Raw genomic sequence first — 25,642 nt, forward strand, 5'->3', positions numbered from 1 at the left:
GGCAAGGGCTGAGGCATTAAGGAAGGACGTTATGGCAGACGGTTCAAACTCATTCGACGATGTGTTGACGGGCGAGCAGAAGATCCGCAACTTCAACATCAACTTCGGCCCGCAGCACCCTGCGGCGCATGGGGTTTTGCGGCTGGTGCTGGAGCTTGACGGCGAGATCGTCGAGCGCTGCGACCCGCATATCGGCCTGCTGCACCGCGGCACCGAAAAGCTGATGGAAAGCCGCACCTACCTGCAGAACCTGCCGTATTTCGACCGCCTCGACTACGTGGCGCCGATGAACCAGGAACATGCCTGGTGCCTGGCCATCGAAAAGCTGACCGGCACCGTGGTGCCGCGCCGCGGCCAGCTGATCCGGGTTCTGTATTCGGAAATCGGCCGGGTGCTGAACCACCTGCTGAACGTCACCACGCAGGCGATGGACGTCGGCGCGCTGACCCCGCCGCTGTGGGGCTTTGAAGAGCGCGAAAAGCTGATGATCTTTTACGAGCGGGCCTGCGGCGCGCGCCTGCACGCGGCCTACTTCCGCCCCGGCGGCGTGCATCAGGACCTGCCGGATGACCTTTTGGACGACATCGACCTCTGGGCGATGGAATTCCCCAAGGTGCTGGACGATATCGACGGCCTTCTGACCGAAAACCGCATCTTCAAGCAGCGCAACTGCGACATCGGTGTGGTGACCGAGGACGACATTCAGAAGTACGGCTTCTCCGGCGTCATGGTGCGCGGCTCCGGCCTCGCCTGGGACCTGCGCCGCGCGCAGCCCTATGAATGCTATGACGAGTTCGAGTTCCAGGTGCCGATCGGCAAGAACGGCGATTGCTACGACCGCTACCTCTGCCGGATGGAAGAGATGCGCCAGTCGACCTCGATCATCCGCCAGGCGATTGCCAAGCTGCGCGAAGCCACCGGCGACGTGATGGCCCGCGGCAAGCTGTCTCCGCCCAAGCGCGGCGACATGAAAACCTCGATGGAAAGCCTGATCCACCATTTCAAGCTGTACACCGAAGGCTTCCACGTCCCGGCAGGCGAGGTTTACGCCGCCGTCGAGGCGCCCAAGGGCGAGTTCGGCGTCTATCTGGTGGCGGACGGGTCCAACAAACCCTACCGCTCCAAGATCCGCGCGCCGGGCTTCCTGCACCTGCAGGCGATGGACCATGTTGCCAAGGGCCACCAGCTGGCCGACGTCGCCGCCATCATCGGCACCATGGACGTCGTGTTCGGGGAGATCGACCGGTGAAATGGCTGGGCTGTGTCCTGCTGCTGGGGGTGGGTTTCGTCCTCGGCCTGATGGCGGACCGCGCGCGCGGGATTGCCGAGGCGATGGGCTTGATCTCCGCGCGGGATGTGCACGCGGCCGAGGTTGTCTGTGTCACCAGCGCCAGCGGCAAGGGCGATCATGAATGCCAGGTGCTGCTGGCGGGGGCGGACCCGCAGCCGGCGATCGGTTGGCTTTATGGGCTGCAAGGGCTGGATTGGGCGCGGGACGCGTTGGGCGCGGCCTGCTGGCAGAGCTACCTTGGCAAGGCCGAGGCTGGGTTTGCTCAGAATGAGGTGTTTCGCTGTGCCGCACCCTAAGCCTAACCCGATGCCGCGCTGCCAAGGTGCCAGGAACGCCCAGGGCGGCGCCCCGCTGGTGTGCGGTGGCAAGATCGAAACAGCAGACCGCGAGGCGTGGCACAGGCCCGGTATCGCGGTTGACCAAGGGACGCAGGACTACAGATGCTGAGACGCCTTCACCACGAACAGCCTGACAGCTTTGCCTTCACCCCCGCCAACCTGGCCTGGGCCGAGGCGCAGATCACCAAATATCCTGAGGGCCGCCAGGCCTCTGCGGTCATTCCGCTGTTGTGGCGTGCGCAGGAACAGGAAGGCTGGGTCTCCAAGCCCGCGATCGAAGCCATCGCCGATATGCTCGGCATGGCCCACATCCGGGTGCTGGAGGTTGCCTCCTTCTACTTCATGTTCCAGCTGCAACCCACGGGTTCCGTTGCGCATGTGCAGATCTGCGGTACCACGTCCTGCATGATCTGCGGCGCCGAGGACCTGATTGCGGTCTGCCGGGAGAAGATCGCCCCCAAGCCCTTTACCCTGTCGGCGGACGGCAAGTTCACCTGGGAAGAGGTCGAGTGCCTGGGCGCCTGCACCAATGCGCCGATGGCGCAGATCGGCAAGGATTATTACGAGGATCTGACGGCAGAGGGTTTTGCCAAGCTGCTGGACGATCTGGCGGCCGGCCAGCTGGTCGCGCCCGGCCCGCAGAACGGCCGTTACGCGGCGGAGCCGAAGTCCGGCCTCACCTCGCTGACCGAGTTCGACAGCGGCAAGACGCAGTACAATGCCAGCGCGCAGCTGGCGATGGACGTCAAGGACGGCATCAAGCGCATTCAGGGCGATGAAGTGCCGCTGCTGACCCCCTGGATCGGCAAGGACGGCACCGTTGCCGGCCGCGCCGCCGAGGGCCAGCCGCCCAAGGCGCCCGAAGCCCCGCTTCCCGCAGCCCGGCAAGCCGAGGCGCTGAAGACCGCGCCGACGAAGAAATCCGATGCGGCTGAGCCTTCCTCGCCCGAGGGGGCTGCGGCCAAGGCAACCGAGGAAAGCGAGCCGGAGCTTCTGAAGGAAGCCCGCGGCGGGCTGGCCGATGACCTCAAGATGCTGAAGGGCGTTGGCCCCAAGCTGGAGGCAAAGCTGAACGAGCTTGGCTTCTACCACTTCGATCAGATCGCCGACTGGACCGAGGAAGAGATCGCTTGGGTCGATTCCCGGCTGCAGTTCCGGGGCCGGATCGCCCGCGATGGCTGGGTCGAGCAGGCGAAGCGGCTGCAAGTGGGCGATGAGACCGAATTCGCTAAACGTGCGAAAGAATCGCACATCTACGACGACGACGAATAAGCGGGCTGCGGCCCTGCGGGGCCGGGTTTGGGTGATAGGGAACAGATGACCAGGGAACAGGACCAGGCCATTGCAGCAAAGGGCCGGCACATCGCGCTTGTGATTGCCGGGACCATCTCGCTGTGGGTCGTGCTGTCGCTGTTCATCGGCCCCATGCTGGGGCTGCCGGGGCGCTATGCGCTGCTGTTCGACTTTGCCGCGCTGGCGGGCATGATCTATGCCCTGGTCAACATATTTCAACTCTGGCGCATGCGCCGGGACAGCCAAAGGTAGGCACACATGCTGAAGGATCAGGACCGGATCTTTACCAACCTTTACGGGATGCACGAGCGCACGCTGGCGGGCGCCAAGGCGCGCGGCCATTGGGATGGCACCGCGGGCATCATCGAAAAGGGCCGTGACTGGATCATTCAGACCATGAAGGACTCAGGCCTGCGCGGCCGCGGCGGCGCGGGTTTCCCGACCGGTCTCAAATGGTCCTTCATGCCCAAGGAAAGCGACGGCCGCCCGGCGTATCTGGTGGTGAACGCGGATGAATCGGAGCCCGGCACCTGCAAGGACCGCGAGATCATGCGCCACGATCCGCACACGCTGATCGAGGGCTGCCTGATCGCCTCCTTCGCGATGAATGCGCACACCTGCTATATCTACCTGCGCGGCGAATACATCCGCGAGCGCGAGGCGCTGCAGGCGGCGATTGACGAAGCCTACGACCAGGGCCTGCTGGGCAAGAACGCGGCCGGCTCCGGCTGGGACTTCGACATCTTCCTGCACCACGGGGCAGGGGCCTACATCTGCGGCGAGGAAACCGCCCTGATCGAGAGCCTGGAAGGCAAGAAGGGGATGCCCCGGATGAAACCGCCGTTCCCGGCGGGTGCGGGTCTCTATGGCTGCCCGACCACGGTGAACAACGTGGAATCCATCGCCGTTGTGCCGACCATCCTGCGCCGCGGCGCCGACTGGTTCGCAGGCTTCGGCCGCCAGAACAACGCGGGCACCAAGCTGTTTGCGATCTCCGGCCACGTCAACAACCCCTGTGTTGTCGAAGAAGCGATGTCGATCTCCTTTGAGGAACTGATCGAGAAGCACTGCGGCGGCATCCGCGGCGGCTGGGACAACCTGCTGGCGGTGATCCCCGGCGGCTCCTCCGTTCCGTGCGTGCGCGGCGAGAACATGCGCGACGCACTCATGGATTTCGACTACCTGCGCGGCGAGCTGGGCTCCGGCCTTGGCACTGCGGCGGTGATCGTGATGGACAAGCAGACCGACATCATCAAGGCGATCTGGCGGCTGTCCAAGTTCTACAAGCACGAAAGCTGCGGCCAGTGCACGCCCTGCCGCGAAGGCACCGGCTGGATGATGCGCGTCATGGACCGCCTGGTGAAGGGCGAGGCAGAGCTGGAAGAGATCGACATGCTGTGGGACGTGACCAAGCAGGTCGAGGGCCACACCATCTGCGCGCTTGGCGATGCGGCGGCCTGGCCGATCCAGGGCCTGATCAAGAACTTCCGCGAGGAAATCGAAGACCGCATCAAGGCCCAGAAGACGGGCCGCATGGGCGCGATGGCGGCGGAATAACCTTTGATGGACGCTTTTGCCGCATACTCCCACGCTCTGGCCGCGCTGGTGATCTTTACCCTGATCACCCTGGCGCTGTCGCCGTTCTCGGCGCTGGCCAAGCAGAAGGCGGGCCTCGCTCCGGGTGCCACGCCGCGGGAGGATTATGCGGACAAGGCCTACCGGCTGAACCGGGCCTACCTGAACGGCTGCGAGACGCTGCCGGCTTTCCTGACCGTGACGCTGGCGGCCATTCTGGCCGGTGCGGCGCCGTTCTGGGTGAACCTGCTGGCCTCGCTGGTGCTGGTGTCGCGGATGGTGATGATTGTCATTCACCTGCGCGGGGCCGGTAAACCGCATGGCGGGCTGCGGTCGGTTTTCTACGTGATTGGCTGGGCCTGCATGGGCGGCCTGGGGCTTTTGACATTGGCGGCAGTATTTTGAGCATTTTGAAGACATACCGGATCGCCGCGCCGATGGCGTGCCTGGCAGCGATGACGCTGGTAACGGCGTGCGGCAATTCCCTCAGCAACCGGGAGCGGCACCTGTATAACGGCGTGCCGTTCAAGGCCAAGGCCAAGCCCGTCGACAAGAAGACGGACCGGGCCGCGTTTTACGTTGAAATCAAGGGGGCAGACCGCTCCGTCAAAGGCGCGCGCGAGGCTGCGGCCCATGCCGGCACGACTTACTGCGTGGTGAACTACGGCTCTTCCAAAATCGCCTGGGCCATCGACCCGAGAGATGAGGCAGCACCGCTGACCCTGACCGATGGCCGCGCAACCTTTCAGGGAACCTGCACCCCGTGAGCGGATTTCAGGCATATCAGGGCCGTCAGGCAGGGCTGCTATTGAATAGCAGCGCCGCATGCACGCGCATGGGGGCTTTCACATCGAAGGAGTCCCCTGTCATGCGTGCCTTGATCGCGATTGCCCTGTCCACTTTTGTTGCCTTGCCGGCTGCGGCGATGGCCAAACCGTCGCTGCGCGACGTGCAGGAAATCGAAGACCCGCTGTTTGCCGTCGCCGTGGCGAAAGAAGTCTCTGACTATTGCGACGATATTTCCCCCCGGTACCTGAAAGGGCTGGGCGAGTTGCGCCGGCTCAAAGCGCGGGCAAACGCGTTGGGATACACGGACGCGGAAATCCGCGACTACATCGAATCTGATGCCGAAAAGGCCCGGATGCGTGCCAAGGGAGAAAAACTCCTGGCGCAGAACGGCGTGGATTACGGCAAACCGGAAACCTTCTGCGCCTATGGCCGCGCGGAAATCGAAAAGAACAGCGCGATCGGCGTGTTACTGAGGGCGAAATAGACCATGTCTGACCTCCGCAAGATCAACATTGACGGAACCGAGATCGAGGTGGATGGGGCGATGACCCTGATCCAGGCCTGTGAGGAGGCCGGTGTCGAGATCCCGCGCTTCTGCTATCACGAGCGGCTGTCCATCGCGGGCAACTGCCGCATGTGCCTGGTAGAGGTTGTCGGCGGCCCGCCGAAGCCCGCCGCCTCCTGCGCGATGCAGGTGCGCGATCTGCGCCCCGGCCCCGAAGGCCAGGCGCCGCAGGTGAAAACCAATTCGCCGATGGTCAAGAAGGCCCGCGAAGGCGTGATGGAATTCATGCTGATCAACCACCCGCTGGACTGCCCGATCTGCGACCAGGGCGGCGAGTGCGACCTGCAGGACCAGGCGATGGCCTATGGCGTCGACTTCTCCCGCTTCCGCGAGCCCAAGCGCGCGGTGGACGATCTGGATCTGGGGCCGCTGGTCGGCACCGCGATGACCCGCTGCATCTCCTGCACCCGTTGCGTGCGCTTCACCACTGAGGTCGCGGGCATCACCCAGATGGGCCAGACCGGGCGCGGCGAGGATGCGGAGATCACCTCCTATCTGAACGAAACCCTGCAATCGAACCTGCAGGGCAACATCATCGACCTGTGCCCGGTGGGCGCGCTGACGTCTAAGCCTTATGCCTTCACCGCACGGCCCTGGGAGCTGACCAAGACCGAAACCATCGACGTGATGGACGCGCTGGGATCGAATATCCGGGTCGACACCAAGGGCCGCGAAGTGATGCGCATTCTGCCGCGCAACCACGATGGCGTGAACGAGGAGTGGATCAGCGACAAGACCCGCTTTGTCTGGGACGGCCTGCGCCGCCAGCGCCTCGACCGTCCTTACGTGCGCGTCGATGGCAAGCTGAAGCCCGCCACCTGGCCTGAAGCCCTGGCTGCTGCGGCGAACGCCATGAAGGGCAAGAAGGTTGCGGGCCTGATCGGCGACCTGGTCCCGGTTGAGGCAGCCTTTGCCCTGAAACAGCTGGTCGAAGGTCTGGGCGGCAAGGTGGAATGCCGCACCGACAATGCCCGTCTGCCGATCGGCAACCGCGCAGGCTATGCCGGCACCGCCACGATTGAGGACATCGACAGCGCCAAGTTCATTCAGCTGATCGGCACCAACCCGCGTGACGAGGCGCCGGTGCTGAACGCCCGCATCCGCAAGGCCTGGCTGAACGGCGCGCAAGTGGGCCTGGTCGGCCAGCCCGCCGACCTGACCTATGAATACACCCACGCCGGCACCGACCGCGCCGCGCTGGAAAACCTGCTCGACAAGGACTACGGCGCCGTCAAGGACGCGCCGTCCCTCGTGATCGTGGGGCAGGGCGCCCTGCGCGAGGCTGACGGCCTGGCGGTTCTGGCCGCCGCGCAGAAGCTGGCTGCAGATACCGATTCCAAGCTGCTGGTGCTGCACACCGCCGCCTCCCGCGTCGGCGCGATGGACATTGGCGCCGTGACCGAAGGCGGCATGGCAGCGGCCATCGACGGGGCAGAGGTGATCTACAACTTCGGCGCCGATGAAGTTGAAATCGACGCAGGCGCCTTTGTGATCTACCAGGGCTCCCACGGTGACCGGGGCGCGCACCGCGCCGACGTGATCCTGCCGGGCGCGGCCTACACCGAGGAAAACGGCCTGTTCGTGAACACCGAAGGCCGCCCGCAGCTGGCCATGCGCGCGGCCTTCGCGCCGGGCGAGGCCAAGGAAAACTGGGCCATCCTGCGCGCTCTCAGCGCCGAAGCGGGTGCCAAGCTGGGCTATGACTCGCTGGCGCAGCTGCGCCAGGCTCTGGTGGGCGAAGTGCCGCATCTGGCCCGGATTGACGAAGTGGCCGACAAGGAAGGCGAACCGCTGGCGCAGGACAAGCTTGGCAACGCCGGTTTCCTGCCGGCGGTCAAGGATTTCTACCTGACCAACCCGATCGCCCGCGCGTCCCAGCTGATGGCGGAACTGTCGGCCGGCGTGAAAGCCCGCGCAACCGGGAAGATGGCCGCCGAATGAACCGTCTTGCCCTCATAACCCCCTTCGCTCTGGCCGCCTGTGCAATGGCGCCCGGCAGCGGAGGCGAGCGGCCCGCCCCGGTTTACGAAGGGGTGGAAACCAGCCTGCTGGAGGGCGATCTGGTGCAATTTCACGTCTCCATGCGCGGCCCGCGCACGGTGGGCGATCTCGATACCTATGCGGAATGCGCCGCCGCGCAATACGCGCTGATCCGGGGTTACGGGTTTGCGCGCCATGTGCGCACAACAACGAAACAGGCAGGGGGCAGCCGGACCGCTGATGCGGTCTATCTGATTTCGCCCTCTCTGCCGCGCGGCCTGCGCACCATCGACGCCGAAGTCGTGGTCGCGGATTGCGCGGCGAACGGAATACCCACGGTGTGAGGACCTATGGCTGATTTCTTTAACACTCCAGGCGGCATCGCTGTTCTGATCCTGGCGCAAGTGCTTGCAGTTGTTGCCTTTGTGATGATCTCGCTCCTGTTCCTCGTCTACGGGGACCGCAAGATCTGGGCCGCGGTCCAGATGCGCCGGGGCCCGAACGTGGTCGGCGTCTACGGCCTGCTGCAATCGGTGGCCGACGCGCTGAAATACGTGGTGAAAGAGGTGGTGATCCCGGCCGGTGCCGACCGCACCGTCTTTATCCTGGCGCCGTTGACGTCTTTCGTGCTGGCGATGATCGCCTGGGCGGTGATCCCCTTCAACGACGGCTGGGTGCTCTCTGACATCAACGTCGCCATCCTCTATGTCTTCGCGGTGTCCTCGCTTGAGGTTTACGGCGTGATCATGGGCGGCTGGGCGTCGAACTCGAAATACCCGTTCCTGGGCTCGCTGCGCTCCGCCGCGCAGATGATCTCCTACGAGGTGTCCATCGGCCTGATCATCATCGGTGTGATCATCTCCACCGGCTCGATGAACTTCGGCGATATCGTGCGCGCGCAGGACGGCGATCTGGGTCTGTTGAACTGGTACTGGATCCCGCATTTCCCGATGGTCTTCCTGTTCTTCATCTCGGCGCTGGCGGAAACCAACCGGCCGCCGTTCGACCTGCCGGAAGCGGAATCGGAGCTGGTCGCGGGCTACCAGGTGGAATACTCGGCGACCCCGTTCCTGCTGTTCATGGCCGGGGAATACATCGCCATCTTCCTGATGTGCGCGCTGACCTCGCTCTTGTTCTTCGGCGGCTGGCTGTCCCCGATCCCGGGCCTGCCGGATGGCGTCCTGTGGATGGTCGCCAAGATGGCGTTCTTCTTCTTCCTCTTCGCAATGGTAAAGGCGATCACCCCGCGCTACCGCTACGACCAGCTCATGCGCCTAGGCTGGAAAGTGTTCCTGCCCTTCTCGCTGGCCTGGGTGGTCTTCGTGTCCTTTGCTGCAAAATTTGACTGGTTCTGGGGCATCTTCGCCCGCTGGACCGTGGGAGGCTGACCGATGAAGGTAGGGGTTCTCGCTCTCTTGATTGTTTCGATGGCGCAGATTGCTCATTCGGCTTCTAAGGCCGACTGTGAAGCCTCTGCATCGAATATGTTGAAGATTTGGCCAGAGATCGCATCGTTAGCTGATGTTGAGAATGGCTCGCAACTGTTGGCCGACAATAAGAAGGCTTGGGAATGGTCGACCTTCGTGTTTTGGAGGGGGGCGATGGAGAAAATGCGTGGAAACAAAGACTTGGTCTGGAACTCACTCATCTTGACATCGGATGCTCTCGCTCAGTGTGCCGCGGCTGCCGGCCCGGCACCAACTGACCTGCCTAATGACCATGCCTTGATGTTTTATAGTGAGCACCGGATGGCAACTCTGAAGAAGACGGTGATTTCGCAATGACCCAAATCGACTACACCCGCGCCGCCAAATACTTCCTGCTGCAGGATTTCTGGGTCGGCTTCAAACTGGGGATGAAGTATTTCTTCGCCCCCAAGGCCACCCTGAACTACCCGCACGAGAAGGGCCCGCTGTCGCCGCGCTTCCGCGGCGAGCACGCGCTGCGCCGCTATCCGAACGGCGAGGAGCGCTGCATTGCCTGCAAGCTGTGCGAGGCGATCTGCCCGGCACAGGCGATCACCATCGACGCGGAACCGCGCGAGGACGGCAGCCGCCGCACCACGCGCTATGACATCGACATGACCAAATGCATCTACTGCGGCTTCTGCCAGGAAGCCTGCCCGGTGGATGCGATTGTCGAAGGCCCGAACTTCGAGTTCGCCACCGAAACCCGCGAGGAGCTGTTCTACGACAAGGAGAAGCTGCTTTCGAACGGGGAGCGCTGGGAAGCCGAGATTGCCCGCAACCTGGAAATCGACGCGCCGTACCGATGAGAGAGCCGCGCAAAAGTTTTCGAAAACTTTTGCCAAGAATTTTCGAAAATTCTTGGCTGGAGGAGAGCAAGTGAGCAAACAGCCGCCCAACCCGTTTGAGGCCATGATGCAGCAGATGCAGGCCCAGGCCCAGCAGATGGCCAAGGCGTTCAACCCGGCGCTGGAGAACTTCTCGCCCTCCGAGGCTTTCAAGGAGTTCGAGGCGCTGTGGCCCACCATGCCCAAAGAGGTCATGGAAATGATGTTCGGCAACACCGTCAACAAGGACGGGCTGGATGCCAAAACCCGGCTGCTGCTGACGCTGGCCGGGCTGACGTGCCAGGGCGCGCAGGCTGACAGTGCCGTGCGCCAGACCGTGCGCCACGCCCTCGCGGCCGGCGCCAAGAAACAAGAGATCGTGGAAACGATCGCACAGATGTCGGTGTTTGCCGGCATTCCGGCCATGAACCGGGCGCTGGATCTGGCGCAGGGGGTCATGGACGACAAAAGGGACGATGAGACATGAGCGTTTTTGCCTTCTACCTCTTCGCCATCAGCACCATCACCGGCGGGCTGTTCACCGTGATCAGCCGCCAGCCGGTGCATTCGGTGCTGTGGCTGATCCTGGCCTTCCTGTCTTCGGCCGGGCTGTTTGTGCTTCTGGGGGCGGAATTCGTCGCCATGCTGCTGGTCATCGTCTACGTGGGCGCGGTCGCGGTGCTGTTCCTGTTTGTGGTGATGATGCTGGACGTGGATTTTGCCGAGCTGAAGGCGGAGATGGCGCGCTACATGCCGCTTGCCCTGCTGATCGGCCTGGTGATCCTGATGCAGTTCGTGATGGCTTTCGGTGTCTGGGAAACCGCGCACCAGGCGCCTGAGCTGCTGGCCAATCCGGTGCCTGCCGACCGCCACAACACCGAGGCGCTCGGCCTCATCATCTATGATCAATATTTCCTTCTGTTCCAGCTGGCGGGCCTGATCCTGCTGGTGGCGATGATCGGCGCAATCGTGCTGACCCTGCGCCACCGCACCGACGTCAAGCGCCAGGACGTGGTTGCCCAGATGATGCGCGACCCGGCCAAAGCGATGGAGCTTAGGGACGTGAAACCGGGGCAGGGGCTGTGAGCACATGATCGGACTTGAACATTATCTGACCGTCGCGGCGACGCTGTTCGTGATCGGCATCTTCGGGCTCTTCCTGAACCGCAAGAACGTGATCATCCTCTTGATGAGCATCGAACTGATGCTTCTGGCGGTGAACATCAACCTGGTCGCCTTCTCCAGCTTCCTGGGCGATCTGGTCGGGCAGGTCTTTACCCTGTTCGTGCTGACCGTGGCCGCCGCAGAGGCCGCCATCGGCCTTGCGATCCTGGTCTGCTTCTTCCGCAACCGCGGCACCATCGCCGTCGAAGACGTCAACGTGATGAAGGGCTAAAGAACCATGGAAACCATCCTTCTCTTTGCCCCGCTGGCTGGCGCAATTATCTGCGGCTTCGGCCACAAGATGATCGGTGAGAAAGCCGCCACCGTGACCGCCACGGCGCTTTTGTTCCTGGCGGCGCTGCTCAGCTGGATCACCTTCCTGTCGTTTGACGGGGTGACGCAGAACATCGAGATCTTCCGCTGGATCGAAAGCGGCTCGCTGTCGACCTCCTGGGCGATCCGCCTGGACCGTCTGACCGCGATCATGCTGATCGTGATCACCACGGTGTCGTCGCTCGTGCACCTCTATTCCTTCGGCTACATGGATCATGACCCGCAGTGGAAAGAGGGCGAGAGCTACAAGCCGCGCTTCTTTGCCTACTTGTCGTTCTTCACCTTCGCGATGCTGATGCTGGTGACCTCCGACAACCTGGTGCAGATGTTCTTCGGCTGGGAAGGCGTGGGCGTTGCCTCCTACCTGCTGATCGGCTTCTACTACCGCAAGCCATCGGCCAATGCGGCGGCGATGAAGGCGTTTATCGTCAACCGCGTCGGCGACTTCGGCTTTGCGCTGGGGATTTTCGGGCTGTTCTTCCTGACCGACAGCATCAACCTGGCGGACATCTTTGCCGCCGCCCCGACGCTGGCGGAAACCCAGGTGTCCTTCCTGTGGACCGAATGGAACGCGGCGAACCTGCTGGCCTTCCTGCTGTTTGTCGGTGCGATGGGCAAATCGGCGCAGCTCTTGCTGCACACCTGGCTGCCGGACGCGATGGAAGGCCCGACCCCGGTGTCGGCGCTGATCCACGCCGCGACCATGGTGACCGCGGGCGTGTTCCTGGTCTGCCGGATGTCGCCGCTGATGGAATTCGCGCCTGAGGCCACCGCCTTTATCACCGTGCTGGGCGCTGCGACCGCGTTCTTCGCGGCTACCGTGGGCCTGGTGCAGAACGACATCAAGCGCGTGATCGCCTATTCGACCTGCTCGCAGCTGGGCTACATGTTCGTGGCGGCTGGCGTCGGCATGTACTCGGCGGCCATGTTCCACCTGTTCACCCACGCCTTCTTCAAGGCGATGCTGTTCCTGGGCGCCGGTTCGGTGATCCACGCGATGCATCACGAGCAGGACATGCGGAACTACGGCGCGCTGCGCAAAAAGATCCCCTATACCTTCTGGGCGATGATGATCGGCACCCTGGCGATTACCGGCGTCGGTATTCCGCTGAGCGGCTGGGTTGGCTTTGCCGGCTTTGTGTCCAAGGACGCCATCATCGAAAGCGCCTATGCGGGCGGTTCCATGTTCGGCTTCTGGGCGCTGGTGATCGCGGCCTTCATGACCTCCTTCTATTCCTGGCGCCTGATGTTCATGACCTTCTACGGCAAGGCGCGCGGGGATCAGCACACCCACGACCACGCCCATGAAAGCCCCTGGACCATGCTGGTGCCGCTGGGCGTGCTGGCCCTCGGCGCAATCTTCTCGGGCATGCTGTGGTACAGCAGCTTCTTCGGCCACGCCGACCAAGTCGGCAAGTTCTACGGCATTCCTGTGGCGGAAGCCGCGGCTTCGGAGCAAGGCGAAGAGGCAGGCCACGGCGAAGAAGCCGCGCACGGCGAAGAGGCTGCACACGGCGAAGAGGCTGCACACGGCGGCGAAGGCGAGCATCACTATGTGTTTGCCGGCCAGCCGGGCGAGGGTGCGCTCTATATCGCGCCGGACAACCACATCCTGGAGGACGCGCATGCAGCGCCGAAATGGGTGAAGCTGTCGCCGTTTGCAGCAATGCTGGGCGGCCTGGTTCTGGCGCTGTGGTTCTACATCTGGAACCCGTCGCTGCCGAAGCGTCTGGCCGAACAGCAGCGTCCGCTGTACCTGTTCCTGCTCAACAAATGGTACTTTGACGAAATCTATAACGCGATCTTCGTCAAACCGGCCTTGGCCCTGGGCCGCTTCTTCTGGAAACGCGGCGATGGCAACGCCATCGACGGCTTCCTGAACGGTCTGGCCATGGGCGTGGTTCCCTTCTTCACCCGCCTCGCGGGCCGGGCGCAGTCCGGTTACATCTTCACTTATGCCTTCTGGATGGTGCTGGGCATTGCGGCCCTGGTCACCTGGATGTCGATCGGCGGAGGAACGCACTGATGGACAATCTCCTTTCTATTGTCACCTTCATCCCGGCGCTCGCGGCGGCCATCCTGGCCCTGTTCCTGCGCGGCGAGGATAAGGCGGCGCAGCGCAACGCCAAGTTTGTTGCGCTTTTTGCCACCACCATCACCTTCCTGGTGAGCCTCGGCATCTATTTCGAGTTCGACCCCAACAACACCGGCTTCCAGTTCGTGGAAGAGGCGGAGTGGATCTTCGGGCTGAAGTACAAAATGGGCGTCGACGGCATCTCGGTGCTGTTCGTGATGCTGACCACCTTCATCATGCCGCTGACCATCCTGGCCAGCTGGAATGTGACCACCCGCGTCAAGGAATACATGGTGGCTTTCCTGCTGCTGGAGACCCTGATGCTGGGCGTCTTCATGGCGCTGGACCTGGTGCTGTTCTACCTGTTCTTCGAGGCAGGCCTCATTCCGATGTTCCTGATCATCGGCATCTGGGGCGGCAAGGAGCGGATCTACGCCTCCTTCAAGTTCTTCCTCTACACCTTCTTCGGCTCGGTGCTGATGCTGGTGGCGATGGTGTTCATGTATGTGGATGCCGGCACCACCGATATCGAGACCCTGCTGACCCACAGCTTCTCGGCGGCGTCCTTTGACGTGCTGGGCATTCACATCGTGGGCGGTGCGCAGACGCTGATGTTCCTGGCCTTCTTTGCCTCCTTCGCGGTGAAGATGCCGATGTGGCCGGTGCACACCTGGCTGCCGGACGCGCACGTGCAGGCGCCGACCGCGGGCTCCGTGGTGCTGGCGGCGATTCTGCTGAAGATGGGCGGCTACGGCTTCCTGCGCTTCTCCCTGCCGATGTTCCCGGTGGGCGCGGACGTGATGACCGATGTGGTCCTGTGGATGTCCGCGATTGCGGTGGTCTACACCTCGCTGGTGGCGATGGTGCAGGAAGACATGAAAAAGCTGATTGCCTATTCCTCGGTTGCGCACATGGGCTTTGTCACCATGGGCATCTTTGCCGCCAACCAGCAGGGCATCGACGGCGCCATCTTCCAGATGCTGTCGCACGGTTTCATCTCCGCCGCGCTCTTCCTTTGCGTGGGCGTGATCTATGACCGGATGCACACCCGCGACATCGACGCCTATGGCGGCCTGGTGATCCGGATGCCGGCTTATGCGCTGGTCTTCATGTTCTTCACCATGGGCAACGTCGGCCTGCCGGGCACCTCCGGTTTCATCGGTGAATTCCTGACCCTGATGGGCACCTTCCAGAAGAACACCTGGGTGACCGCGGTGGCGGCAACCGGCGTGATCTTTTCGGCCGGCTATGCGCTGTGGCTCTACCGCCGCGTGGTGTTCGGCGACCTGATCAAGGGCAGCCTGATGGGCATCAAGGACATGTCCGCGCGCGAACGCTTCGTCTTTGCGCCGCTGATCGCCATGACCCTGATCCTGGGCATCTACCCGGCGGTGGTCACCGACATCATCGGCCCCTCGACCGAGGCGCTGATTGCAAACTTCAACCAGTCTCTGGCGGCGGCCGATACCTCGGCAGCCACCCAGATTGCTTCGCATTAAGGGGGCATCAGGCAGATGATCCAAGCTGATCTTACTGTAATCCTGCCAGAGATCGTTCTGGCGCTCTACGCCATGGCGGCGCTGATCGGCGCGGTCTACACCGGCAAGGACAAGCTGGCCGCCCCGCTGGTCTGGAGCACCGCGGCGCTGATGGCCGTGCTGGCGTTCTGGATTGCCAGCAGCCCGGCCGGCACCCAGACCGCCTTTGGCGGCATGTTCATCGACGACAGCTTCTCGCGCTTTGCCAAGGTGGCGCTGCTGCTGGGCGCGTCGGCTGTGCTGCTGATCGGCCAGGACTACATGGCGCGCCGCGGGCTGCTGAAGTTCGAATACCCGGTCCTGGTGGCGCTGTCTGCGGTCGGCATGATGATGATGGTGTCCGCAGGCAACCTGATGTCCCTCTACATGGGGCTGGAGCTGCAGTCGCTGTCGCTCTACGTCGTGGCCGCGATGCGCCGCGACAGCGTGAAGTCGACCGAGGCGGGCCTCAAGTACTTCGTGCTGGGCGCCCTGTCCTCCGGCCTGCTGCTGTACGGTGCCTCGCTGGTCTACGGCTTTGCCGGCACCACCCAGTTCGCGGGCATCATCCAGGTGGCAGAGCAGGGCCAAATGTCCCTCGGCATGCTGTTCGGCCTGGTGTTCATGATCTCAGGTCTTGCGTTCAAGGTCTCGGCGGTGCCCTTCCACATGTGGACCCCGGACGTCTACGAAGGCTCGCCGACGCCTGTGACCGCCTTCTTTGCCACCGCGCCGAAGGTTGCGGCGATGGGCCTGTTCGCCCGCGTGCTGCATGACGCCTTTGGCGGCGCCATTGCCGACTGGCAGCAGATCATCGTGGTTCTGTCGGTGCTGTCGATGTTCCTGGGCGCCATCGCCGCGATCGGCCAGCGCGACATCAAGCGCCTGATGGCCTTCTCCTCGATCGCCCACATGGGCTATGCGATGATCGGCCTGGCAGCGGGCACCGAGGCGGGCATCACCGCGATGCTGGTTTACCTGGCAATCTATGTCACCATGAACATCGGCACCTTCTCCTTCATCCTGATGCTGCAGAAGGACGGCAAGCCGGTCACTGACATTCTGGCCCTGAACCAGTTCGCCGCGCGCGAGCCGGGCAAGGCGCTGGCGGTGCTGATCCTGATGTTCTCGCTGGCCGGCGTGCCGCCGATGCTGGGCTTCTTTGCCAAGCTGGGCGTGTGGAAAGCGGGTGTGGAGGCCGGGCTGATGGGGCTGGTCGTGGCCTCCGCCATCGCCTCGGTGATCGGCGCGTTCTATTACCTGCGCATTGTCTTCTACATGTACTTCGGCACAGGCGAAGACGATGTCGAGGCCAAGGGCTCGCCGGTGCTGACCGTTGCGCTGATGGCGTCTGCCGCCATGATGCTGGTCGGGCTGGTGTACCAGTTCGGCGTGGACACTGCAGCGGCTGCCGCCGCAGCGACCCTTGTAAATTGATCTGCTTTTCAGGCAGGCTGGAAAGGCCCGGTCACGCGACCGGGCCTTTTCGCACTTTTGAGGAGCGCAGATGAGCTGGCCAGCAGGATATGGAAAACGGGTGCTCGCCGAGGTGGACAGCACCCTCAACGAGGCCGCCCGCATCGCCGGGGAGCTGGCGGGCCCTGAGTGGATCCTGGCGCTGCGCCAGACCCAAGGGCGCGGCCGCCGCGGCCGCGACTGGAAGGACCCCAAAGGCAACTTTGCGGCCACTCTGGTGATGCGCCCCGACGGCGCTCCGGATCAGGCGGCGCTGCGCAGCTTCGTCGCCGCATTGGCCGTTTACGACGCCTGCGTCGCAGTGACGGGCCGCAGCGAGGGGCTGTCGCTGAAGTGGCCCAACGACGTGCTGCTGAAGGGCGGCAAGCTGGCGGGCATCCTGCTGGAAAGCGCGGGCAACGGGCAGGGGGTCAACCACCTGTTTGTCGGCATCGGTGTCAATCTGGTGGAAACCCCGATGCAGGAATGGCTGGAGCCCGGCGCCGTCTACCCGGTATCGCTGTTGTCGGAAACCGGCGTGCAGGTCACCCCGGAGGAGTTTCTGATAGCCGTCGCCGGCGCGTTCGCCCGCTACGAGCAGCAGTTTGCGACCTACGGGTTTGAACCGATCCGCACCGAATGGCTGGCCCGCGCCGCCAAGCTGGGCGAGGTGATCACGGCCCGCACCGCCAATTCGGAAACCGAGGGCACCTTTGAAACGGTGGACGCCAGCGGCAACCTTGTCCTAAACACCGCCAAAGGCCGCGTCAGCATTCCCGCGGCCGACATTTATTTCTAGGAAGGGGCAGCAATGCTTCTGGCAGTTGATTGCGGCAACACCAATACCGTCTTCTCGATCTATGACGGGGAAAAGTTCCTTGGTCTGTGGCGCACCGCCACCGACTGGAAGAGAACCGCCGACCAGTACTATGTCTGGCTCAGCACGCTGATGCGGCTGCAGGGGATCGAGGCGGATATCACCGACATGATCATCTCCTCCACCGTGCCGCGGGTGGTGTTCAACCTGCGTGTGCTGGCGGACCGCTATTTCAACACGCGGCCCTTGGTGGTGGGCAAACCCGACTGCCTGCTGCCCGTCGCGGTGCGGGTGGACGAAGGCACCGCCGTCGGCCCTGACCGGCTGGTCAACACGGTTTCGGGGTTTGACACCTACGGCGGCAACCTGATCGTGGTGGATTTCGGCACCGCCACCACCTTTGACGTGGTGGCCGAGGATGGCGCCTATGTCGGCGGGGTGATTGCGCCGGGTGTGAACCTGAGCCTGGAAGCGCTGCACCAGGCCGCCGCGGCACTGCCTCACGTGGACATATCCAAGCCGCAAAATGTCATCGGCACCAACACCGTCGCCTGCATGCAGTCCGGCGTGTTCTGGGGCTATGTCGGCCTGGTGCGCGAGATTTGCGCCCGTATCAAGGCCGAACGCGCGGTGCCGATGAAAGTGATCTCAACAGGCGGGCTGGCGCCTCTGTTCCAGCAATCTGCCGATCTGTTTGACGCATATGAGGACGATCTCACCATGCATGGGCTGCAGATCATCCACAAATACAACAAGGAAAATGGTACTGACGCATGAGCAGTGAAAGACTGATCTACCTGCCCCTCGGCGGGGCGGGTGAAATTGGCATGAACGCCTATGTCTATGGCTACGGCCCGAAGGACAAAGAACGCCTGGTTCTGGTCGACCTGGGCGTGACCTTCCCCGACATGGACACCACCCCGGGCGTGGACTTGATCATGCCCGACATCACCTGGCTGAAGGAGCGCAGGGACCGGCTGGAGGGGATCTTTATCACCCACGGGCATGAGGACCACATTGGCGCCATCGCCCATATGTACGGGCATCTGAACGTGCCCGTCTACGCCCGCGCCTTCACCGCCAATCTGGCGCGCCGCAAGATGGAGGAGGCAGGCCACGACCCGGCCAATGTGCACACCGTGCAGGCCTGGCCCGAGGTGACGAGGCTTGGCCCCTTCACCATCGGCGTTGCGCCGATGAGCCACTCGATCCCCGAAAGCGGCGGGCTGGTGATCGACAGCCCGGCAGGGCGGGTGGTGCACACCGGCGACTTCAAGCTGGACGCCAACCCGCTGGTCGGCGAACCCTTTGATCCGGAGATGTGGGCGCAGATTGCAGGAGACGGCATTCAGGCGCTGGTCTGCGATTCCACCAATGTGTTCTCGCAGCATCCGGGCCGTTCGGAATCCGAACTGCCGGAGGAGATCACCAAGCTGTTTGCCGAGGCCAAGGGGCTGGTTGCGGCCACCACCTTTGCCTCCAACGTGGCCCGCGTGAAAACCCTCGCCGTCGCTGCCGAGAAGGCGGGGCGGTCCGTGGTGCTGCTGGGCCGCGCCATGCGCCGCATGATCGAGGCGGCGGTGGAAACCGGTGTGCTGACGGACTTCCCCAAGACGATCAGCCCCGAGGACGCCGTCAACGTGCCGCGCGACAACCTGATGCTGATCACCACCGGCAGCCAGGGCGAACGCCGCGCCGCCACCGCGCAGCTGGCGCGCGGCAAGTACCGCGGGCTGGAGCTGAAGGAGGGCGATCTGTTCCTGTTCTCCTCCAAGACCATCCCGGGCAACGAGAAGGGCGTCATCCGCATCATCAACCAGTTCTCCGAAATGGGGGTGGATGTGGTCGATGACAGCTCCGGCCTCTACCATGTGTCGGGCCACGCCAACCGCCCGGACCTGGAGGAGGTCCACAGGCTGCTGAAACCCAAGATGCTGATCCCGATGCATGGCGAGCACCGCCACCTGCGCCAGCACGCCCGTCTGGGCGAGGAAAAGGGCATCGCCAGCGCCGTTGTCGTCAACGGCATGATGATGGACCTGACAGGCGACGTGCCGAAAGTGACCGAGTGGATCGAAACCGGGCGCACCTATCTGGACGGCACCGTCAAATACGGCGCTATGGACGGGATTGTGCGCGACCGTATCCGCATGGCGCTGAACGGCCATGTGCTGGTGACGGTGATCCTGGACGAGGAAGACGAGCCGCTGGGCGAACCCTGGTGCGACGTCAAGGGCCTGCCGGAAACCGGCACCTCAAACGCGGCACTGGTCGAGGTGATGGAAGAAGACCTGAACCAGTTCCTGATGCGGGCAGGCGCCAAGACCCTGCGCGATGACGACAAGCTGGAGCAGGAGCTGCGCCGCATCGCCCGCCAGAGCGCCTTTAGCGAGATCGGCAAGAAACCGGAGGTCACGGTGGTGGTCAGCCGTGTGCGCTGACCTTTCAGCGCGGAGAATGGCCGGGCAGGGCGGTGCTCCCGCCCGGCCCAAGCCGCATCACAGATGCAGCAGGCCCCGTTGGGCCAAGCGCCGCGCGCCCTGACGGGCCCGCGGCGCGGGCGCAGAACGCCACCGCTGGAAAACGAAAAACGCCGCGGCCCCTTGGGGCACGCGGCGTTTTCAATTCCGTGCGTCTGCTGGAACCCGGCAGGCGTCTCAGCCGTGCAGCGGGCGGGCGCAGCTGGGGCAGGAGATGACCTTGCGCGGCGCGCGGACAAGAGCGCGGAACAAGCTGCGCATCATGCTGGCAAAAGCCTCTGCGCGCAGCTCATGGGCGCGGGCCTCGATGGCCTGGAATTGGGAGATCGTCAGGGTGTTGGTGTCAGTGGTGTTCATGGCTTAGCCCATCATCAATGGCGCGTTTCTGTGTTGCGACCCCTATACGCCGGTTGCCGCAGGCTGACACCGGCCAAGATCGAAGACCCGGTATGCTGCAACTGCAAAGGTCCCTATGCTGCGGCTGCATGGCCGCTGGGGGCAGCGCCGCCGGGAAGCCATCAACAAAAAAAGGCCGCTCCGAAGAGCGGCCCTTAAGCGTTCTGGTGCGCTGATTAGCTGGCGCGGCGTTCGGCAAAGCTGAGCGCGATAAAGCTGGGCAGGTGGTCGCCCATGCCAACCACGGCCTTGTCGTCGCGTTTGCCGTATTTGCCGCGCGGGGACGAGCGTTCGGGCTTCTGCGCAGCCTTGTCCTCCTTGCGGGGCGCCCGCGATCCGGTGTCTGCCTTGGCAGTGTCCTGCTTGGCTGTGTCCGGCTTCGCAGTGTCCGGCTTGGCGGACCGGGACGGCTTTTCCTGAACCGGCTCGGGCTTGACCGGGTTCTCCAGGCGCTTGATGTCCTTCTGGATCAGCTTCTCCACGGCATCCAGCGCCTTTTCGTCGCGCGGGGTGCAGATGGTGATCGCCTTGCCTTCGCGGCCGGCACGGCCGGTGCGGCCGATCCGGTGGACATAGTCCTCGGCATGGCCCGGCACGTCGAAATTGAACACATGGCTGACGCTGGGCACGTCCAGGCCGCGCGCGGCCACGTCCGAGGCCACCAGGATGCGCAAGGAGCCTTCGCGGAAGGAGTCGAGCGTCCTGGTCCGCTGGCTCTGGTCCAGATCGCCATGGATGGCAGCGGCGTCATAGCCGTACTTCTTGAGCGATTTCGCGCAGATATCCACATCTGTCTTGCGGTTGCAGAAGATGATGCCATTGGTCAGCTTGTCGCCTTCGCCGTCGATCAGCGCGCGCAGAACCGTGCGCTTCTCGCTGCCCTCGCGGTCGCGGCGCGACGGCTTGACCTGCACCACGGCCTGTTCGATGGTTTCCGACGCGGTCGCCTGGCGCGCCACCTCGATACGGGCAGGGCCCGACAGGAAGGTATTGGTGATCCGCTCGATCTCCGGCGCCATGGTGGCGGAGAAGAACAGCGTCTGGCGGGTGAAGGGCGTCAGCGAGAAGATGCGCTCGATGTCCGGGATGAAGCCCATGTCGAGCATCCGGTCGGCCTCGTCCACCACCATGATCTGCACGCCGGTGAGCAGCAGCTTGCCGCGCTCGAAATGGTCCAGCAGGCGGCCGGGGGTAGCGATCAGCACGTCGACGCCCTTGTCGATCAGCGCGTCCTGCTCCTTGAAGGAGACACCGCCGATCAGCAGCGCCTTGGTGAGCTTCACGTGCTTGGCATAGGTGTCGAAGTTTTCCGCCACCTGGGCAGCCAGCTCGCGGGTGGGGCACAGCACCAGGCTGCGCGGCATCCGGGCCCGGGCGCGGCCGCGGGCCAGAAGGGTGATCATCGGCAGCGTGAAGGACGCGGTCTTGCCGGTGCCGGTTTGGGCGATTCCCAGAACATCGCGCCCTTCCAGCGCAGGCGGGATTGCCCCGGCCTGGATCGGCGTTGGGGTTTCATAACCAGCTTCCTCAATAGCTTTGAGGACCTTGGGATTCAGGTTCAGATTGGTAAATTTTGTCATCTGTGTCCGTCATTGCGGACACTGACCTGGCCCGCGCGTGTGTGTTGCAGCCGGATCCGCAAATGGTCATGCGGGATGGCAGCTTCCGGCTCGTTGCGGGGCATATCAAAATCCCGGGCGATCGTCAATTAATGCCGGATTTTACAGTATTTTCGCCTTTGAACCATGCAGAAAGGAAACAAATCAGCCGGAATCCGGGCAGTGTTCAGGGCAATCGCGGTGCTGAGGCCGGGCCGGCGAATCTGCTGCCGGCCGCAGCGGGCGCAAAGAAAAACGCCCGGGAGGCCGGGCGTTCTTGTCAGACCATCATTTCCTTGGTCGCGGTCAGCTTCAGGTCCGGGTAGTCACGCTCGACCCGGTCGATGTCCCACTGAAGCCGCGTCAGATAGACGATGTCGCCGTCGTGGTCATGGGCGATGTGCTGCTTGTTGGCGTTGATGAACTTGTCCACCGCCGCCTTGCCGCCGCTGACCCAGCGTGCGCTGGTGAACTGGCTTGCCTCAAACCGAACCGGCAGGCCGTATTCCAGTTCGATCCGGCTCGCCAGAACCTCGAACTGCAGCTGGCCGACCACGCCGACGATGAAGCCGGAGCCGATTGAGGGTTTGAACACCTTGGCGGCGCCTTCCTCGGCGAACTGCATCAGCGCCTTTTCCAGATGCTTGGCCTTCATCGGGTCGCCCGCGCGCACGGTTTGCAACAGCTCCGGGGCAAACGACGGGATGCCGGTCACCTTCAGCACCTCGCCCTCGGTCAGCGTGTCGCCGATCCGCAGCTGGCCGTGGTTCGGGATGCCGATGATGTCGCCTGCCCAGGCTTCCTCGGCCAGCTCCCGGTCGGAAGCCAGGAACAGCACGGGGTTGGAGACAGCCATCGGCTTCTTGGTGCGCACATGCGTGAGCTTCATGCCGCGCTTGAAATGGCCCGAGGCCATGCGCACAAAGGCCACCCGGTCGCGGTGCTTGGGGTCCATGTTGGCCTGCACCTTGAACACGAAACCGGCGACCTTCTTTTCCTCCGGGCTCACCTGGCGCGGCTCGGCAGACTGGGGCTGCGGCTCGGGGCCGTATTTGCCGATGCCGTCCATCAGCTCCTTGACACCAAAGGAGTTGATAGCGGAGCCGAACCAGATCGGGGTCATGTGGCCCTCGAGCACCGACTGCGGGTCCAGCGCGGGCAGCAGTTCGCGCGCCATCTCGACCTCTTCCAGCAGTTTTTCCAGCAGATGCGCAGGCACATGCTCGGCCAGCTTGGGATCGTCCAAACCCTCAATCGCGATGCTCTCTGCCACCTTGTTGCGGTCGGCGCGGTCCATCAGCTCCAGCCGGTCGCGCAGCATGTCGTAGCAGCCGATGAAATCGCGGCCCACGCCGATGGGCCAGCTGGCGGGAGTCACGTCAATCGCCAGCATCTCCTGGATTTCATCGATGATTTCAAATGTGTCCCGGCTTTCGCGGTCCATCTTGTTACAGAAGGTCAGGATCGGCAGGTCGCGCAGTCGGCAGACCTCGAACAGCTTCTGGGTCTGGCTTTCCACACCTTTGGCGCCGTCGATCACCATCACCGCCGCATCCACCGCCGTCAGCGTGCGGTAGGTGTCCTCGGAAAAGTCCGAGTGGCCCGGCGTGTCCACCAGGTTGAAGCGGAAGCCGCTGAAGTCAAATGACATTGCCGAAGCCGACACAGAGATCCCGCGGTCCTTCTCCATCTGCATGAAGTCCGACCGCGTGCGCCGTGCCTCGCCCTTGGCGCGCACCTGTCCGGCCATCTGAATCGCGCCGCCATAGAGCAGGAACTTTTCAGTCAGCGTGGTCTTGCCGGCATCCGGGTGCGAGATGATCGCAAAGGTGCGGCGCCGCGCAATTTCGGGCGGCAGTTCGGGGCGGTTTGCAGCGGTGTCCAACATGCGGGTGGCTGTATCCACAAACCGCGAAAGAGGCAAGGAAAACGGCTTGCCCCGTATCCTGCCCGCTGCACGGGGCCGAATTCAGTCTTGCCTGTATTTTGCTAACGCTTTTTCTGTAACGTTTGCGCTATGCCTGTGTAGTACAGCAACTCAAAGACTTATCCCATTTAGGACCGGCCCGTGCAACTCGGTGAATTCTCCGATCATTTTGAAATTCTCGACGCAATCGAGCTTGCCGTGATCGTCCTGGAAGTGGGCGAGGACGGCTTGCCGCGCTACGTCGCCATGAACACCAAGTCGCGGCAGTTCACCAAGTTCAAATACAGTGATTACGCAGGCAAGACCGCGCTTGAGCTTTATGGCGGGGCGACCGGCCGCCGCGCCTTGAACCATCATTTGGCAGTCATCCGCAGCGGCAAGGAAGCGACCTATGACATTGTCTTGCCAACGGAGCATAAGGCCAAATACCTCAGCACGACACTCCGGCCGGTGTTCGACAAGGATGGCCGCCTGACTTACCTCGTCGGCTCCTCTTCTGATGTCACATCGGCACGGGAGCGGGACGAGGCTCTGGAACTCACCAAACTGGCCCTGGACAAGGCCGAGGAAGCGAGCCAGGCCAAGGAGCGGTTTCTGGCCAACATGAGCCACGAAATCAGGACGCCGATGAATGGAATCATCGGGATCTGCGAACTGCTGAAGGAGACGGAACTGGACGAGCAGCAGCAGCTGTTTGCGGACACGATCTTCAATTCGGCGACCGCGTTGCTCAGTGTCATCAACGATGTGCTCGATTTCTCCAAGATCCAGGCCGACAAGATATCGCTTCACGACGCGCCGTTTTCCCTGCTGGAGCTTGTGCAGGATGTGGGAACCCTGCTGTGGGCCAGAGCCGCCTACAAGGGTATTGAACTGCGTACGGATTATCCCGAAGACGCACCCCGCGAATTTACCGGCGATGCCAGCAAGATCCGCCAGATTCTGATGAACCTGCTGGGCAACGCGATCAAATTCACCGAGGACGGGCATGTGTGCGTCAGCATCACCTATGATCCCGGGGCCGCAACTTTGCCCCTGCGCATTCAGGTTAGCGACACCGGCATAGGAATTGAGCAAACTCAGCTTAAGTGGATCTTTTCCGCGTTCGAACAGGTCGACCGCCGTGCTGCCCGCGTGATCGAGGGGACTGGTTTGGGGCTGGCGATCACCCGGGCACTGGTGGAGCGGATGGGGGGCACAATCACCGCATCGTCCGTTCCCGGCGAAGGGTCGGTCTTCACGGTGGGCTTGGACCTGCCGCAGCCGGACTGGCGCTCTGCACGCCAGGAAAGCACCGCGGCGGCGGTCCATTCCCAGACCCGCAGGTCTGCGCTGAGCATTCAAACCCGCATTCCGGTTCCCAGAATGCCGCCGGAGGCGCTTTCGGGCATGCGTATTCTGGTGGCTGAAGACAACAGAACCAACCAGCTGGTTGTCCGCAAGATGCTGAAATCGACGGGCGCCGAGCTTTGTTTCGCCGGGAATGGTCAGATAGCGCTGGACGCCTACAAGGCGGAGGGCTGCGACCTGATCCTGATGGACCTGTCCATGCCCGTTCTTGGCGGGCTGGAAGCCACGCGCCTGATACGCCAGCATGAGCAGAAGGCGGGGCTGCCGGAATGCCCGATCATAGCGCTGACCGCCAACGCCCAGCCCAGCGATGTCGAGGCTTGCTTGGCTGCCGGCATGAATGATTTTCTGTCAAAACCGTTCCGCCGGCATGAGCTGCTGGAGCGCATTCTGCGATAGAAGCCCGG

Annotated in this window: 26 protein-coding genes; 23 read left to right on the forward strand and 3 right to left on the reverse strand. The window is 63.2% G+C overall.

The genetic code is table 11. The features are described from left to right. The first annotated feature begins 31 nt into the window (after nucleotides 1–31). The 22 genes from DAEP_RS0102785 (at nucleotide 32) to DAEP_RS0102890 (ending at nucleotide 19,925) form a co-directional block, all read left to right on the forward strand. Nucleotides 32–1,249 (forward strand): NADH-quinone oxidoreductase subunit D, encoded by a 1,218-nt coding sequence (locus tag DAEP_RS0102785; protein ID WP_027243609.1) that lies wholly within the window; start codon nucleotides 32–34, stop codon nucleotides 1,247–1,249. Continuing rightward, nucleotides 1,246–1,587, forward strand: coding sequence for a hypothetical protein (locus DAEP_RS0102790; protein ID WP_027243610.1), 342 nt, complete (start codon nucleotides 1,246–1,248; stop codon nucleotides 1,585–1,587). The genes DAEP_RS0102785 and DAEP_RS0102790 overlap by 4 nt, the downstream gene beginning before the upstream one ends. A 144-nt stretch (nucleotides 1,588–1,731) precedes the next feature. After that, the gene (locus DAEP_RS0102795) at nucleotides 1,732–2,901 is read left to right on the forward strand and encodes an NADH-quinone oxidoreductase subunit E (protein WP_027243611.1); all 1,170 of its coding nucleotides are present in this window, start codon (nucleotides 1,732–1,734) and stop codon (nucleotides 2,899–2,901) included. Between the two features lie 45 nt (nucleotides 2,902–2,946). Next, nucleotides 2,947–3,174, forward strand: coding sequence for a DUF5337 domain-containing protein (locus tag DAEP_RS0102800; RefSeq protein ID WP_008557044.1), 228 nt, complete (start codon nucleotides 2,947–2,949; stop codon nucleotides 3,172–3,174). A gap of 6 nt (nucleotides 3,175–3,180) precedes the next feature. Further along, a complete protein-coding gene (gene nuoF / locus DAEP_RS0102805) occupies nucleotides 3,181–4,479 on the forward strand; it encodes an NADH-quinone oxidoreductase subunit NuoF (protein WP_027243612.1) in 1,299 nt (432 codons plus the stop codon). A 6-nt stretch (nucleotides 4,480–4,485) separates the two neighbouring features. Then, nucleotides 4,486–4,902 carry an MAPEG family protein gene (locus DAEP_RS0102810; protein WP_008554050.1) on the forward strand — a complete coding sequence of 139 codons (417 nt, stop codon included), beginning with the start codon at nucleotides 4,486–4,488 and terminating at the stop codon, nucleotides 4,900–4,902. Further along, a complete protein-coding gene (locus tag DAEP_RS0102815; RefSeq protein ID WP_245595048.1) occupies nucleotides 4,899–5,264 on the forward strand; it encodes a hypothetical protein in 366 nt (121 codons plus the stop codon). Before DAEP_RS0102810 ends, DAEP_RS0102815 begins: the two co-directional genes overlap by 4 nt. 101 nt (nucleotides 5,265–5,365) lie before the next feature. After that, on the forward strand, nucleotides 5,366–5,770 hold the full coding sequence (locus DAEP_RS0102820; protein WP_008556310.1) for a DUF5333 domain-containing protein: 405 nt from the start codon (nucleotides 5,366–5,368) through the stop codon (nucleotides 5,768–5,770). 3 nt (nucleotides 5,771–5,773) lie between these two features. Further along, nucleotides 5,774–7,792 (forward strand): NADH-quinone oxidoreductase subunit NuoG, encoded by a 2,019-nt coding sequence (gene nuoG, locus DAEP_RS0102825; RefSeq protein WP_027243613.1) that lies wholly within the window; start codon nucleotides 5,774–5,776, stop codon nucleotides 7,790–7,792. After that, nucleotides 7,789–8,175, forward strand: coding sequence for a hypothetical protein (locus DAEP_RS0102830; protein ID WP_027243614.1), 387 nt, complete (start codon nucleotides 7,789–7,791; stop codon nucleotides 8,173–8,175). The genes nuoG and DAEP_RS0102830 overlap by 4 nt, the downstream gene beginning before the upstream one ends. Nucleotides 8,176–8,181: 6 nt before the next feature. Beyond that, complete coding sequence (gene nuoH / locus DAEP_RS0102835) at nucleotides 8,182–9,219, forward strand: NADH-quinone oxidoreductase subunit NuoH (protein ID WP_008554458.1); 1,038 nt, start codon at nucleotides 8,182–8,184, stop codon at nucleotides 9,217–9,219. 3 nt (nucleotides 9,220–9,222) lie between these two features. Next, nucleotides 9,223–9,615, forward strand: coding sequence for a hypothetical protein (locus DAEP_RS0102840; RefSeq protein ID WP_027243615.1), 393 nt, complete (start codon nucleotides 9,223–9,225; stop codon nucleotides 9,613–9,615). Then, complete coding sequence (nuoI, locus tag DAEP_RS0102845; RefSeq protein WP_027243616.1) at nucleotides 9,612–10,106, forward strand: NADH-quinone oxidoreductase subunit NuoI; 495 nt, start codon at nucleotides 9,612–9,614, stop codon at nucleotides 10,104–10,106. The genes DAEP_RS0102840 and nuoI overlap by 4 nt, the downstream gene beginning before the upstream one ends. Before the next feature lie 103 nt (nucleotides 10,107–10,209). Further along, nucleotides 10,210–10,611: a carboxymuconolactone decarboxylase family protein gene (locus tag DAEP_RS0102850; protein ID WP_036760951.1), complete on the forward strand. Its 402-nt coding sequence runs from the start codon at nucleotides 10,210–10,212 to the stop codon at nucleotides 10,609–10,611. After that, nucleotides 10,608–11,210, forward strand: a complete 603-nt coding sequence (locus DAEP_RS0102855) for an NADH-quinone oxidoreductase subunit J (protein ID WP_008556785.1) — start codon at nucleotides 10,608–10,610, stop codon at nucleotides 11,208–11,210. Before DAEP_RS0102850 ends, DAEP_RS0102855 begins: the two co-directional genes overlap by 4 nt. Before the next feature lie 4 nt (nucleotides 11,211–11,214). Beyond that, on the forward strand, nucleotides 11,215–11,520 hold the full coding sequence (nuoK, locus tag DAEP_RS0102860; RefSeq protein ID WP_008553673.1) for an NADH-quinone oxidoreductase subunit NuoK: 306 nt from the start codon (nucleotides 11,215–11,217) through the stop codon (nucleotides 11,518–11,520). A gap of 6 nt (nucleotides 11,521–11,526) precedes the next feature. Beyond that, entirely contained in the window at nucleotides 11,527–13,647 is a 2,121-nt protein-coding gene (nuoL, locus tag DAEP_RS0102865) for an NADH-quinone oxidoreductase subunit L (protein WP_027243618.1), read from the forward strand. Continuing rightward, nucleotides 13,647–15,194, forward strand: a complete 1,548-nt coding sequence (locus tag DAEP_RS0102870; RefSeq protein WP_027243619.1) for an NADH-quinone oxidoreductase subunit M — start codon at nucleotides 13,647–13,649, stop codon at nucleotides 15,192–15,194. The genes nuoL and DAEP_RS0102870 overlap by 1 nt, the downstream gene beginning before the upstream one ends. A 15-nt stretch (nucleotides 15,195–15,209) precedes the next feature. Next, a complete protein-coding gene (gene nuoN / locus DAEP_RS0102875) occupies nucleotides 15,210–16,649 on the forward strand; it encodes an NADH-quinone oxidoreductase subunit NuoN (RefSeq protein WP_008553800.1) in 1,440 nt (479 codons plus the stop codon). 70 nt (nucleotides 16,650–16,719) lie between these two features. Then, nucleotides 16,720–17,466, forward strand: coding sequence for a biotin--[acetyl-CoA-carboxylase] ligase (locus DAEP_RS0102880; RefSeq protein ID WP_027243620.1), 747 nt, complete (start codon nucleotides 16,720–16,722; stop codon nucleotides 17,464–17,466). Nucleotides 17,467–17,478: 12 nt separating this feature from the next. After that, a complete protein-coding gene (locus DAEP_RS0102885) occupies nucleotides 17,479–18,261 on the forward strand; it encodes a type III pantothenate kinase (protein ID WP_008554260.1) in 783 nt (260 codons plus the stop codon). Continuing rightward, nucleotides 18,258–19,925 carry a ribonuclease J gene (locus tag DAEP_RS0102890; protein ID WP_027243621.1) on the forward strand — a complete coding sequence of 556 codons (1,668 nt, stop codon included), beginning with the start codon at nucleotides 18,258–18,260 and terminating at the stop codon, nucleotides 19,923–19,925. The genes DAEP_RS0102885 and DAEP_RS0102890 overlap by 4 nt, the downstream gene beginning before the upstream one ends. Nucleotides 19,926–20,141: 216 nt before the next feature. On the opposite strand, the gene DAEP_RS0102895 is transcribed toward DAEP_RS0102890, so the two are convergent. From DAEP_RS0102895 to DAEP_RS0102905, 3 genes are all read right to left on the reverse strand, one after another. Next, the gene (locus tag DAEP_RS0102895; RefSeq protein ID WP_008556340.1) at nucleotides 20,142–20,321 is read right to left on the reverse strand and encodes an RSP_7527 family protein; all 180 of its coding nucleotides are present in this window, start codon (nucleotides 20,319–20,321) and stop codon (nucleotides 20,142–20,144) included. 215 nt (nucleotides 20,322–20,536) lie between these two features. Next, complete coding sequence (locus DAEP_RS0102900; RefSeq protein WP_027243622.1) at nucleotides 20,537–21,940, reverse strand: DEAD/DEAH box helicase; 1,404 nt, start codon at nucleotides 21,938–21,940, stop codon at nucleotides 20,537–20,539. 298 nt (nucleotides 21,941–22,238) lie between these two features. Then, nucleotides 22,239–23,846, reverse strand: coding sequence for a peptide chain release factor 3 (locus DAEP_RS0102905; RefSeq protein WP_027243623.1), 1,608 nt, complete (start codon nucleotides 23,844–23,846; stop codon nucleotides 22,239–22,241). A 180-nt stretch (nucleotides 23,847–24,026) separates the two neighbouring features. On the opposite strand from DAEP_RS0102905, the gene DAEP_RS0102910 reads away from it, so the two are divergent. Next, nucleotides 24,027–25,634 carry a response regulator gene (locus tag DAEP_RS0102910; RefSeq protein ID WP_027243624.1) on the forward strand — a complete coding sequence of 536 codons (1,608 nt, stop codon included), beginning with the start codon at nucleotides 24,027–24,029 and terminating at the stop codon, nucleotides 25,632–25,634. The last annotated feature ends 8 nt before the right edge of the window (nucleotides 25,635–25,642 follow it).

This window comes from Leisingera daeponensis DSM 23529 (assembly GCF_000473145.1).
In the GTDB taxonomy this organism is placed as follows: domain Bacteria; phylum Pseudomonadota; class Alphaproteobacteria; order Rhodobacterales; family Rhodobacteraceae; genus Leisingera; species Leisingera daeponensis.